The organism is Shewanella sp. 10N.286.52.E4 (assembly GCF_041468785.1).
Classification (GTDB): domain Bacteria; phylum Pseudomonadota; class Gammaproteobacteria; order Enterobacterales; family Shewanellaceae; genus Shewanella; species Shewanella electrodiphila.
In genome coordinates this window covers 72,114-84,171 of sequence record NZ_JBFRJJ010000007.1, presented here as the reverse complement: position 1 = coordinate 84,171, position 12,058 = coordinate 72,114, and the positions used below count along the sequence as shown (strand labels likewise).

Here is a 12,058-nt window from a genome sequence, read left to right as displayed (position 1 = left end):
AGTTTACGCTTTATTTTTTTTATGATTTTGCTGAGTTTCGAATATCGCTGTGAGCAAGATAATCAATCCACCAATAATGGTATTAAGGTTAACCTGTTCGTTCAGCAGTAAGAAGGCTAAAACTGTGCCGTAAAAAGGCTGTAAGCAAGACACTAAACTTGCGGTTTTAGCGCTTAGTTGACGCAGTGAGGAGGCAAATAACGCATGGGGCGCAGCAGTAAAGAATACGCCTAAAATGGCTATGGTTAACCATATATCTAGCGTAATTGAGGTGAGTTCGACTTCTAAAAAAGGAGACAAGATTATCACAGCGACTAATGTTTGATAGAACATTGCTTGTGGCCCGCTGTATTGTGAGAAGTATTTTTTGTGCAATAAATTACGTGCAGTAAATAAAGCAGCCGAGAGTACACCTACAGTAATACCTAAAGTGACATCATTATCAAAGTTAGGTTCAGGAATAAGCATAATTACTCCTGTGAGTACTGCGATGCCTGAGAGTAAGTCTATAAACCTTAAGCGAGTTCTATTGACGAGAGGTTCAACTAAGACAGTCATGACAGGGTAGGTAAAAAAAGCAATCATTCCGATGGCGACAGAAGATAACTGCATTGCAGCAAAGTAGGTTACCCAATGTAAACTCACCAAAATACCTAATCCAAGGGCAATTAAATAATGCTTGGGCTGAGATAACAGCAATGCTTGACGAGAAATTTTGACAATACATCCCAGAACGAAAAATGCGACGGTACACCGAAGAACGGTAATATCTAATGCATTAAGGGGAAGTATTTTTGAAAATAATGCAGTAATACCAAATAGCAGTACTGCAATATGTAACTGAATTAGCCCTGAAGCATTTGATACTTCAGGGCGCTGCGCTTTTATCATGCCGATAGGCATATTTAATATTTTACTTTAAGTGAGCGAATGCTTGACCCATACGAGTCGTTTCAGTCGGCTCTACACCTTCTGCAAAGGTATCAATGGCATCTTGACCAAATAACATCACCACTGTTGAGCCTAACTTGAAACGACCCATTTCTGCGCCTTTCTCAAGTGTAAGTGCTTCAGCACCTTCAGTTGGGTAATCCCAAGTAAACACTTGCTTACCACACGGCGGTGTAACTGTTCCTGCCCAAATGGTTTCAATGCTAGCAACAATGGTCGCTCCAACTAATACCATAGCCATTGGGCCCACTTCAGTTTCAAAAATAGCAACAACACGCTCGTTTCGAGCAAATAAACCCGGCACGTTTTGCGCAGTTAATGGGTTAACTGAAAATAGCTCACCAGGTACATATGTCATTTTTGACAAGGTACCAGTGATAGGCATGTGAATACGATGATAATCTTTAGGCGCTAAGTAAATCGTGGCAAAGTCACCACCATTAAAGCGCTCAGCATCTTTTTGCTGTCCGCCAAGTAATGCAAGCGTCGTGTAATCATGGTTTTTAGCTTGGACAATTTTGCCAGCTTCAATAGGGCCACATTGACTGACTGCACCATCAACAGGGTGAGCCATGATTTTGTCGTCTGCAACAATAGGGCGAAGGCCAGGTTTTAAAGAACGGGTAAAAAATGCATTAAAGGTTTTGTATGCTTCAGGCTCACTTTGTGCCGCTTCTGACATATCAATTTTATATTGCTTGATAAACCATTTAATACCTGCGGTAGTAATCGCTCCCGCTTCCGCAGCTGCAAGCTTACCCACAAGACGTGATAGTAAATGTTTAGGTAAGAGATATTGCAAAGCAATTTTAACAGAATCCAATTGAGTACCCTTTTTAGTTATTTATGTCGTGCTAATCTTGAGAATTGTAAACCAGATTAATGAGTTTACTCATCTATTGCTCTGAAGTGTCGAGCATGACGCTGTTCATCAAGGCTGGCAATAATTCGGTGATAATTGTTAAATCTATCTTGAGTTATTTTCCCATCCGCGAGAGCCTCTTGCAAGGCGCAACCCGGATCATTACCGTGTTTACAATCTCTGAATTTACATGTGCCGATGTATTCTCGAAATTCAACAAAGCACTCACCGACGCGAGGTGCGGGTAGATGCCATAAAGCAAACTCGCGAACACCGGGCGAGTCAATTAAGTCTCCACCACTTTCAAAGTGCAATAATTTTGCGGTAGTGGTGGTGTGTTGGCCTAAGCCAGAGTTTCCAGATACATCACCAATGAGAAGATCCGCTTCTGGCATGAGTGCATTGATTAGTGATGACTTACCCACACCAGATTGACCTGCAAACACACTGATTTTATCTGATAACAGTGATTTTATTTGTTCGACTCCCTCACCGGTGTGACTACTCACCATATAAACAGGGTAACCAATTTGGCGATAACGGGCTAAAGCGACTTCAACTTCTTCACGATTGTCATTGGTTAGTAAATCCATTTTATTAAGGATAATGACAGGTGGAATTTCAGTGTCTTCTGCAGCCACTAAATATCGGTCGATAATTTGTGTGGTGAAGCTAGGTAAAATTGAAGAGACAATTAATATCTGATCAATATTGGCTGCGATAATTTTTACGCCGTCATATAAATCTGGACGGGTAAGGGAAGATGTTCGTGGATGAACTGCTTCAACGATCCCGCCAATACCACGATCTGTTTCAGTGGCTAAGCGCACAAGCACTTTGTCGCCAGTGACAAGGCTGGTGATATTTCGACGGAGATTACAACGTGCAACAATACCATCTTCGGTTTCAATATCAGCGTGCTGACCGAAGCGTGAAATGACGATACCCTGTTGTTCTGGTCCAAGTAGACTATCCTGTAGATCGGTTGTCTGATCAGGATTATCTTTACGCTTTAAACGTTTACTTTGGTTGTCGCGCATTCTGCGCTTTTGACCTTGGCTAAGTGGTTTCTTTTTACTCACAGGCAAATCTTCATTAATTAGTGGTTTTTTTGTCGTATAAAAAAACAGTATGATACACCCTCTTTAATAAAAAAGCCTGAATTTAGGGCTTTTGACAGAATAAGGCAGATATTATGGCTGTAAACTCGAGCAATCTGATTTGGGTTGATTTAGAAATGACTGGTTTAGAGCCCAGTGTCGATCGTATTATTGAAATTGCGACGATTGTGACTGACCAAGAATTAAATATTATTGCCCAAGGGCCAGTTATGGCGGTTCATCAGTCTGATGAAGTGTTAAATGGCATGGATGATTGGAATCAAAAGCATCATGGTGAGTCTGGATTAATTGATCGCGTTAAGAGCAGTAAATATTCTGAAGAAGACGTTATTAGAGCAACGATTGAATTTTTAGAGCAATATGTCCCTAAAGGTGCTTCGCCTATGTGTGGAAATAGCATTGGCCAAGATCGCCGTTTTTTGAACAAATACATGCTTGAGCTAGAAGACTTCTTCCATTATCGCAATATTGATGTCAGCACCATAAAAGAGCTAACAAATCGATGGAAGCCAGAAGTTATGAAAGGCTTTAGCAAAAATAATACCCACCAAGCACTAGAAGACATCAAGGAATCTATTGCTGAATTGCAGTTTTATCGCCAAGAAGTATTTAAAATTTAAGCAATCAAACCTTTTTTTTGAATTAGGGGTTGCAGTGTAGTGAATATTACATATAATGCGGCCTCAACTTTTTACAGCGAGCCACTTGCTATTTGAAGTTGTAATTTGAAGATTTGCTGCATTAGCTCAGTTGGTTTTGGTTCAAACGATACCTTGCCAAATGTGTTCTTAAAGCAAAAAGAGATGCGACATTAGCTCAGTTGGCTTTGAATCAGACGATACCTTGCCAAGTGTTTTAATAAAGCAACAAGATGCGACATTAGCTCAGTTGGTAGAGCGATACCTTGCCAAGGTATAGGTCATCAGTTCGAACCTGATATGTCGCTCCAAATCTTCAAACTAAAAATTGATTAAGATGTGACATTAGCTCAGTTGATAAGGTTGAAACGATACCTTGCCAAATGTTTTAATAAAGCAACAAGATGCGACATTAGCTCAGTTGGTAGAGCGATACCTTGCCAAGGTATAGGTCATCAGTTCGAACCTGATATGTCGCTCCAATTTTTAAAAATTGAAATATAGATGCGAGATTAGCTCAGTTGGCTTTGAATCAGACGATACCTTGCCAAATGTTTTAATAAAGCAACAAGATGCGACATTAGCTCAGTTGGTAGAGCGATACCTTGCCAAGGTATAGGTCATCAGTTCGAACCTGATATGTCGCTCCAATTTCAATACCAAGTTTTGTAATGCGACATTAGCTCAGTTGGTAGAGCGATACCTTGCCAAGGTATAGGTCATCAGTTCGAACCTGATATGTCGCTCCAAACTTCTTTCAGTAATACCTCTTGCAAGAAACCCTCCTTATTTAATAATTAGCTCAGTTGCGTTTTTAGCATAGTGATACCTTGCCAAGGTATAGGTCATCAGTTCGAACCACTCTTTTTAACCATATTAGGTCGCTCCAAACTACCTACCTGTTTTACCTCAAGTAAACTTTCAAATTAACAATTAGCTCAGTTGCGTTTTTAGCATAGTGATACCTTTATTTTGCCGAGGTATAGGTCATCAGTTCGAACCACTCTTTTTGAAAATCAGGTCGCTCCAAACTTCCCAAAAAGTAAATCAACTATATCTTTTCTGGATATGCCATCAGTTCGAACCACTCTTTTGAAAATATAAGATCGCTGCAAACTTCTTTCAGTAATATCTCTTGCAAGAAACCCTCCTTATTTAACAATTAGCTCAGTTGCGTTTTTAGCATAGTGATACCTTTATTTTTCCAAGGTATAGGTCATCAGTTCGAACCACGCTTGTTGAAAATATCAGGTCGCTGCAAAATTCCTTCAGTTATACCCCGAATTAAAATTTTCTTTAGATTTAATGAACACGTAGGCTGGATTTAACAGGTTTAATGTCTGTTTATTTCATATTTGCTAATTTACCTGTCTTTTATATGTAAAATATGAGCTTGCTCAAATATTCCTTGTGATTTTTCAACCATAATAAATACAAGCTTTTACAAACTAATTTATTAGCTGCATGAGAATGCAGATACCGTGGAGTGTTTATGATACGTATCCAACAACTAAGTGAGTTACTTGAGTTTATTGCTAAGTCACGTTTAGACATGAAACAACTCTATAGCCGATTACAGCGCAATGCTGATTCGACTCGAGTAAAAATGATGTTGGAGTATTTGCAACAACATCAACAACATGTGCATGACAGTATTGAAGATTACATTGATGAAGCACCAACGCGGATGCTGGATACTTGGTACAAAGATATCACTTTCGAAGACTTTAAAAAGCGTTGCGATGACTCAACTCTAGCTGCCAACATGAATGAAGATGATGTACTCGAACTGCATCTTGATTTAGAAAATAGATTAATTGGACTGATAGAAAAGACTGCTAACAGTACTGCAGTTACAGAGATTAAAGAGGCTTTACTAGACTTGGTAAGAGTTGAACGAACTCAACAAAAAAGACTCGTGCATAGTGCATTAAGAATGGAAGATATTTAACAGATATTTTGCCCATTTCTATTTTATGTTAATATTTCCAAATAGAGTCAGCTATTAAGCTGGCTCTATTTTTTTCAGCTGTTTAAATCGGGTAATATTACAGTTAAGCGTATTTAATCTCTGTGAAATGATACTTTTTATATGATTAATCCCTCAAGTGCTGGTAAGTTAACATGACTTCTATAACAAAAAATCTTCAAGACGAACAAGCTACAATTGAATTAGGCATTGATTTGTCGCTCTGGGTTTCAGCGCCTTTGGTGATATATTTAACCGGTGACTTAGGTGCGGGTAAAACGACGTTAAGTCGTGGCCTAATTCAAAGTTTAGGTCACGAAGGTAATGTAAAGAGTCCGACTTATACTCTGGTTGAGCCTTATGAGTTAAAAGATATGGAAGTATTTCACTTTGACTTATATCGTTTACTCGATCCTGAAGAGCTTGAGTACATGGGGATCCGTGATTATTTTACTGAAAAAAGCATCAGTATCGTAGAGTGGCCTGATAGAGGGCATGGTTTACTGCCAGCAGCTGATCTTGCGATTCATTTGAGTTATCAAGGTGAGCAGAGGCAAGTTGAAATTACTGGACTGACACCTTCAGGGCAGTTCATCGTCAATAAATTAAAATAATAATGACTTAAGACTTAAGATAAAATGACTCGATTTTTTGCGTTTATATTGTTGCTTAGCTTCTCATATACAGTTGATGCAGCTAATAAATTAGATAGCATCCGCATTTGGGATGCCCCAAATTCTACCCGGGTCGTTTTTGATTTATCGAAAGCGCCATCATATAGTCATTTCTCGCTAACAAACCCTCAGCGTTTGGTTATCGATCTCAAAGATGCTTCCACAAAAGTGAAATTTGATAATTTAGCCAAAGATAGCAAGCTGATTAATAAAGTTCGACTCAGTTCTCCGCCTAAAAAAGGCACCCTACGTTTGGTTTTAGAGTTGGCGTCTCCGGTTAAGGCGAGTTTATTTTCTTTGACACCAACAGCGCCTTACGGCAATCGATTAGTGGTCGATTTAGATAATTCTGCTAACCAGCCAGCAGCTAAAAAGCAAGTGGTGCAAACGAGTAAGCGATCAACTGATGTGATTGTTGCCATTGACGCTGGCCATGGTGGTGAAGATCCTGGCTCTATTGGTCCTAAAGGGACCTTTGAGAAACAAGTCGTATTAGCTATTTCAAAAAGACTCGAACGCAAGATTAATGAAACGCCCGGTATGAAAGCGGTAATGACCCGAAGTGGTGACTACTTTGTTAACTTGAACCAACGCTCCGAGTTAGCAAGAAATAGCCGAGCGGATTTATTGTTATCTATTCATGCAGACGCATTTACGACACCTCACCCTAAAGGTGCTTCAGTTTGGGTATTGTCTAAACGCCGTGCAAATACTGAAATTGGTCGTGTGTTTGAAGATAAAGAAAAACACTCGGAGCTGTTAGGTGGAGTGGGCGACATTATTCAAAACACTGATAGTGAACAGTACCTTGTGATGACCTTGATTGATATGTCGATGGATCACTCAATGGCGGAAAGCCACAGTATTGCGACTGATATTTTATCAGGCTTAGGTAAAGTGACTAAGCTGCATAAAAATAAACCTGAATCAGCAAGTTTTGCAGTATTAAAATCAACAGATATTCCTTCAATTTTGATTGAAACCGGCTTTATTTCTAATCCAAAAGAAGAGAAACAGTTACTAAATGGCAATCACCAGCAGAAATTAGCCAATGCGATTCACAAGGGGGTGGTGAACTATTTTGAGGCCAACCCGCCTGCAGGTACTGCATTCGCTAAGACAAGTAATGTGAAGCATACGGTAAGAAGCGGTGAATCATTATCTGTGATTGCCCAGCGTTATAAAGTCAGTGTCGCCAGCATCAAAAAAAGTAATAACTTAAAGTCCGATGTATTACGAATAGGCCAAAAGCTGGTCATTCCGAGGGCATAAACTATGGCAATTCAAATTCTACCACCGCAACTTGCCAACCAAATTGCAGCAGGTGAAGTCGTTGAAAGACCAGCATCAGTCGTTAAAGAGCTCGTCGAAAACAGCTTAGATGCTGGAGCGACGCGCGTCGATATCGAGATTGATAAAGGCGGCAGTAAATTAATCCGTATTCGAGATAATGGTAAAGGCATTGCAAAAGATGAACTTGCATTAGCTTTATCACGTCACGCGACATCCAAAGTTCACTCGCTAGATGATCTAGAAGCGATTTTAAGTTTTGGTTTTCGTGGTGAGGCGCTAGCGAGTATTAGCTCTGTTGCGCGCCTGAGTTTAACTTCAAAGCCTGCAGAACAATCAGAAGCTTGGCAGGCAAACGCTGCAGGCTCGCAAATGGATGTAAAAATTACTCCAGCTGCACACCCAAAAGGCTCAACCATCGACGTGGTGGATTTATTTTTTAATACCCCCGCTAGAAGACGTTTTTTAAAAAGTGATAAGACTGAGTTTACCCATATTGATGAGTGGCTTAAACGGATTGCGATTGCTAGAACCGATGTGCATTTTACCCTAACGCATAATGGTAAATTGGTGCGCCAATATCGACCTGCCAATACCGAAATCCAGTATAAGCAACGCTTGGGGCAAATTTGTGGGCGCGGATTTGCTGAGCAAGCGCTGCACTTATCGTGTGAGCATGATGGTCTGACACTATCAGGTTATTTACAGTCTCCAAGTGATACGCATGTTACCGATAGCTGCTACTTTTATGTCAATGGCAGACTAGTGCGAGATAGACTAGTTAACCATGCGGTTAAACAAGCTTTTGGTCGTTTTAATATTCAGCATCAACCTGGGTATGTGTTGATGCTTGAGATTGACCCGCATCAAGTTGACGTTAATGTTCACCCAGCAAAACATGAAGTCAGGTTTCATCAAAACCGTTTAGTTCATGATTTTATACTTCAGGCTTTGCAGTCGGTACTTGAGCAGATTTCTGAATTGGCGATCGATCCTGAAGGTCACTTTTCAGATAGTGTGAATGTAAATGGGCAAAGTATTACAACTACCGACTCCCATGAATCGTCACATGCTCAGGCAAATAATCCACATCAGAATGGGCGTCATCAGGGTGATTTGTATCGTGGTGAAGGAACTCAAGCGAGTGCATATTTAACCCAAATAGGTGCCAACCATACCGATAGTGATAAGGAATATCAGCCTAGAGAGGTGAGTAATAATCGCTTTGGTAGCATGTCGATACCGGCACAAGGTCATCAATATGGTGGTTCTCAAGGTGGTAATGCCAGGGCCATTGACTCTGCAGAAGTGACACCCACTGCGATAGCAAATTATGGTCAATTACTACAAACCAATAAAGAAAATGCATCGTTAACACAAATTAATGAAGTTAATACTTCAGTTGTTAATACCATGCCGCCTTTATTAGATGGTCAATATTGGGTGATGGCCAAAGAAAGCCAATTACTCTTGCTCGATATATCGCAAGTGTCAGTTATTGTTACAAAAAATGAAATACTTTCTAAAATTAACACTGGTTTAGTGGGGCAGCCTTTGCTGATGCCTGTGTCAATTCAAGCTGATGTGGATTGGAAAGCATTACTGGAAGAGCGAGATATATTACTGCGCAGACTAGGATTAACCCTATCAATTCGCTACCAACAGTTGATAATAAAGAATGTGCCCCCATATCTGAGAGACAGCCAGTTAGCTGTATTAATTCCAGAACTATTAAACTGGATTAAATTAGAAACTCCTTCAGATGAAGCATTATCACTGTGGATTGCAAAACATCAAACGCAATCATTTACAGCAGCATCAGAGATTTGGTTTAAATACAGTCAATTAGATAACGAACAGAAATTGAGCCTTGAGTCACAAGCAAAGTCGTTACCATGGAAAACCTGGTTAGAAGAGAATTAATGTGAACCAAGCTAAACAACCTAAAGTAATGTTTTTGATGGGGCCAACAGCCTCAGGCAAGACATCTTTAGCCATTGAAATGGCGCAAAAGCATAACTGTGAAATTATTTCAGTTGATTCTGCGCTGATATATCGTCAAATGGACATTGGTTCAGCTAAACCTAATGCTGATGAGTTAGCATTAGCACCGCATCGTTTAATTGATATATTAGATCCGAGTGAAAGCTATTCGGCTGCTGATTTTAGACGTGATGCACTGATTGAAATAGAACAAATTATTGCTCGTGGTAAGACCCCATTACTTGTTGGTGGCACCATGATGTACTTTAAAGCACTACTTGAAGGGTTATCTCCGCTTCCTGCGGCTGATGACGTTATTAGAGCTGAAATAATTAAAGAAGCAGAAGAGTTTGGTTGGGATGTGTTACACCAGCAACTTTGCGAGGTTGACCCTGTAGCGGGTGAGCGAATTCACCCTAATGATCCGCAGCGACTTTCTCGTGCTTTAGAAGTTTTTAGAATAACAGGTAAGACAATGACTGAGTTGACAGCAACTAAGTCAGAGGCGTTACCATATGATGTGGTTCAATTTGCTATTGCACCACTTGATAGAAAAGTATTACATGAATTAATCGCGAAAAGATTTAAACTGATGATGGAACAGGGTTTTATCGAAGAAGTTGAGCGATTAAAATCCCGAGGCGATTTGCATTTAGACATGCCTTCTATGCGCTGCGTTGGTTATAGGCAGTGTTGGCAGTATTTAGATGAAGAATTTGACTATGATACTTTGATAGAAAAAGCCACTGCAGCTACTAGGCAATTAGCTAAACGTCAATTAACATGGTTGAGAAGTTGGCCAGACTTAAATTGGCTTGAAAGTGGAGCCGAAGGAAATTTAGTTACACTTATACGACATTCGAGCTAGATTATTCGCCGTTGCTGTATAATACTCAAACTAAACAATAAAACATTATTCAAAAAATTTATTTTGAAAATAAAAAAAAGGAAATCGAAATGGCTAAGGGGCAATCTTTACAAGACCCATTTTTGAACGCACTGCGTCGTGAACGTGTACCAGTTTCAATCTATTTAGTGAATGGTATTAAGTTGCAAGGACAAGTTGAGTCATTCGACCAATTCGTTATTTTGTTAAAAAATACAGTAAGCCAAATGGTTTACAAACATGCTATTTCGACTGTAGTACCTGCGCGTCCATTTAATGTGACAGCTCAAAGTACTCATACACAGCATGATGAAGCACCTGCATCAGAATAATATTTAAGGAGTTTGCTACTTGTTTGATCGCTATGAAGCGGGTGAAACCGCAGTTCTTGTACATATTGACTTTTCTGATGACGACCGAAGAGAAGACATAACTGAGTTACAATTATTAGTTGAATCAGCAGGAGCTCGCTCTGTTGGTGTTATTACCGGAAGCCGTCGTTCACCTGATCGAAAGTTTTTTGTTGGTACAGGTAAAGTTGAAGAGTTAGCCGCAATGGTGGCAGCTACTGAAGCAAATGTGGTGATTTTTAATCACGCGTTAAGTCCTGCACAAGAAAGAAATTTAGAGCAAATTTGTGAATGCCGAGTATTAGATCGGACAGCACTGATTTTAGATATTTTTGCTCAACGAGCGAGAACGCACGAAGGTAAGTTACAAGTGGAGCTAGCGCAATTGCGCCACATGTCGACTCGCCTTATTCGTGGTTGGACTCACTTGGAGAGACAGAAAGGTGGTATTGGTATGCGAGGACCTGGGGAAACCCAGCTCGAAACCGATAGACGTTTGTTGCGTGGGCGTATTAAGAGTATTAATCGTCGACTTGATAAAGTAGACAAGCAACGTGAACAAAGCCGCCGATCGCGTAAACGCAGTGACTTATCAACTGTGTCATTGGTGGGTTACACCAATGCGGGTAAGTCAACTTTGTTTAATGCGTTAACCGCTTCAGAAGTCTATGCAGCGGATCAGTTATTCGCCACGTTGGATCCAACGTTGCGTAAACTAAATTTACCTGATGGTGCCGTCATTTTAGCGGATACCGTTGGGTTTATTCGTCATTTACCTCATGATTTAGTCGCAGCCTTCAAAGCTACATTGCAAGAAACTCGTCAAGCTGACTTGTTATTGCATGCCATAGACTGTGCAGATGAAAATATGACGGAAAATTTCGAACAAGTGCAAAATGTACTTGAAGAAATTGACGCAGATACTATTCCTCAACTGGTCGTTTGTAATAAAATCGACTTATTGGAAGACTTTGTACCTCGAATCGATTACGACGATGAGGGGATGCCTGAACGAGTTTGGGTATCTGCACAAAAACAAATTGGATTTGAATTGCTATTACAGGCTATCAACGAGTTAATCGGTGAAGTGATTGTAGAGCAAACATTGAAAATACCAGCGACGGCTGGGCATTATCTTGGTCAGTTTTATGGACTGGACGCGATACAGCAGAAAGAGTATGACGATCTGGGGAACTGTATTTTGTCTGTTCGTTTGTCGGAAGCCAATTGGCGCCGATTAACAAAACAGAGTCAAGGCGAATTAGAGACGTTTATCTCTGAATCTTCACTTGAAGATTCAGCAGTAGACGTTACTTGCTAATAACATTTATTTC

11 protein-coding genes and 4 tRNA genes are annotated in these 12,058 nt (G+C 40.1%); 12 read left to right on the top strand and 3 right to left on the bottom strand.

Annotated elements, in window-relative coordinates:
• Positions 1 to 3 precede the first annotated feature (3 nt).
• From AB4153_RS04230 to rsgA, 3 genes are all read right to left on the bottom strand, one after another.
• Positions 4 to 903 carry a DMT family transporter gene (locus AB4153_RS04230; protein ID WP_241906408.1) on the bottom strand — a complete coding sequence of 300 codons (900 nt, stop codon included), beginning with the start codon at positions 901 to 903 and terminating at the stop codon, positions 4 to 6.
• Between the two features lie 10 nt (positions 904 to 913).
• Positions 914 to 1,774, bottom strand: coding sequence for an archaetidylserine decarboxylase (gene asd / locus AB4153_RS04225; protein ID WP_371996478.1), 861 nt, complete (start codon positions 1,772 to 1,774; stop codon positions 914 to 916).
• A gap of 65 nt (positions 1,775 to 1,839) precedes the next feature.
• The gene (gene rsgA / locus AB4153_RS04220) at positions 1,840 to 2,895 is read right to left on the bottom strand and encodes a small ribosomal subunit biogenesis GTPase RsgA (protein WP_371996477.1); all 1,056 of its coding nucleotides are present in this window, start codon (positions 2,893 to 2,895) and stop codon (positions 1,840 to 1,842) included.
• A 113-nt stretch (positions 2,896 to 3,008) separates the two neighbouring features.
• Between rsgA and orn the strand changes: the two genes are divergently transcribed.
• The 12 genes from orn (at position 3,009) to hflX (ending at position 12,045) form a co-directional block, all read left to right on the top strand.
• Complete coding sequence (gene orn, locus AB4153_RS04215) at positions 3,009 to 3,554, top strand: oligoribonuclease (protein WP_303517714.1); 546 nt, start codon at positions 3,009 to 3,011, stop codon at positions 3,552 to 3,554.
• Positions 3,555 to 3,807: 253 nt separating this feature from the next.
• Positions 3,808 to 3,883, top strand: a tRNA-Gly gene (locus tag AB4153_RS04210).
• A gap of 95 nt (positions 3,884 to 3,978) precedes the next feature.
• Positions 3,979 to 4,054, top strand: a tRNA-Gly gene (locus AB4153_RS04205).
• A 92-nt stretch (positions 4,055 to 4,146) separates the two neighbouring features.
• Positions 4,147 to 4,222 (top strand) — tRNA-Gly (locus AB4153_RS04200).
• A 23-nt stretch (positions 4,223 to 4,245) separates the two neighbouring features.
• Positions 4,246 to 4,321: transfer RNA gene (locus AB4153_RS04195), tRNA-Gly, on the top strand.
• Between the two features lie 746 nt (positions 4,322 to 5,067).
• Complete coding sequence (locus AB4153_RS04190) at positions 5,068 to 5,523, top strand: hypothetical protein (protein ID WP_229371226.1); 456 nt, start codon at positions 5,068 to 5,070, stop codon at positions 5,521 to 5,523.
• 173 nt (positions 5,524 to 5,696) lie between these two features.
• Positions 5,697 to 6,155 carry a tRNA (adenosine(37)-N6)-threonylcarbamoyltransferase complex ATPase subunit type 1 TsaE gene (gene tsaE, locus AB4153_RS04185; protein ID WP_303515689.1) on the top strand — a complete coding sequence of 153 codons (459 nt, stop codon included), beginning with the start codon at positions 5,697 to 5,699 and terminating at the stop codon, positions 6,153 to 6,155.
• A gap of 24 nt (positions 6,156 to 6,179) precedes the next feature.
• Complete coding sequence (locus AB4153_RS04180) at positions 6,180 to 7,487, top strand: N-acetylmuramoyl-L-alanine amidase (RefSeq protein ID WP_371996476.1); 1,308 nt, start codon at positions 6,180 to 6,182, stop codon at positions 7,485 to 7,487.
• Positions 7,488 to 7,490: 3 nt separating this feature from the next.
• A complete protein-coding gene (gene mutL, locus AB4153_RS04175; RefSeq protein WP_229371149.1) occupies positions 7,491 to 9,428 on the top strand; it encodes a DNA mismatch repair endonuclease MutL in 1,938 nt (645 codons plus the stop codon).
• Between the two features lies 1 nt (position 9,429).
• A complete protein-coding gene (gene miaA / locus AB4153_RS04170) occupies positions 9,430 to 10,356 on the top strand; it encodes a tRNA (adenosine(37)-N6)-dimethylallyltransferase MiaA (RefSeq protein WP_371996475.1) in 927 nt (308 codons plus the stop codon).
• Positions 10,357 to 10,445: 89 nt separating this feature from the next.
• Positions 10,446 to 10,706 (top strand): RNA chaperone Hfq, encoded by a 261-nt coding sequence (gene hfq / locus AB4153_RS04165; RefSeq protein ID WP_102529201.1) that lies wholly within the window; start codon positions 10,446 to 10,448, stop codon positions 10,704 to 10,706.
• A 19-nt stretch (positions 10,707 to 10,725) separates the two neighbouring features.
• Complete coding sequence (hflX, locus tag AB4153_RS04160; protein ID WP_102529202.1) at positions 10,726 to 12,045, top strand: ribosome rescue GTPase HflX; 1,320 nt, start codon at positions 10,726 to 10,728, stop codon at positions 12,043 to 12,045.
• The last annotated feature ends 13 nt before the right edge of the window (positions 12,046 to 12,058 follow it).

What these genes read in the sequence shown, in the direction of transcription:
- AB4153_RS04230 (WP_241906408.1), bottom strand. Translation starts at nt 903, where the DNA reads ATGCCTATCGGCATGATAAAAGCGCAGCGCCCTGAAGTATCAAATGCT.
- orn (WP_303517714.1), top strand. Translation starts at nt 3,009, where the DNA reads ATGGCTGTAAACTCGAGCAATCTGATTTGGGTTGATTTAGAAATGACT.
- tsaE (WP_303515689.1), top strand. Translation starts at nt 5,697, where the DNA reads ATGACTTCTATAACAAAAAATCTTCAAGACGAACAAGCTACAATTGAA.
- AB4153_RS04180 (WP_371996476.1), top strand. Translation starts at nt 6,180, where the DNA reads ATGACTCGATTTTTTGCGTTTATATTGTTGCTTAGCTTCTCATATACA.
- mutL (WP_229371149.1), top strand. Translation starts at nt 7,491, where the DNA reads ATGGCAATTCAAATTCTACCACCGCAACTTGCCAACCAAATTGCAGCA.
- hfq (WP_102529201.1), top strand. Translation starts at nt 10,446, where the DNA reads ATGGCTAAGGGGCAATCTTTACAAGACCCATTTTTGAACGCACTGCGT.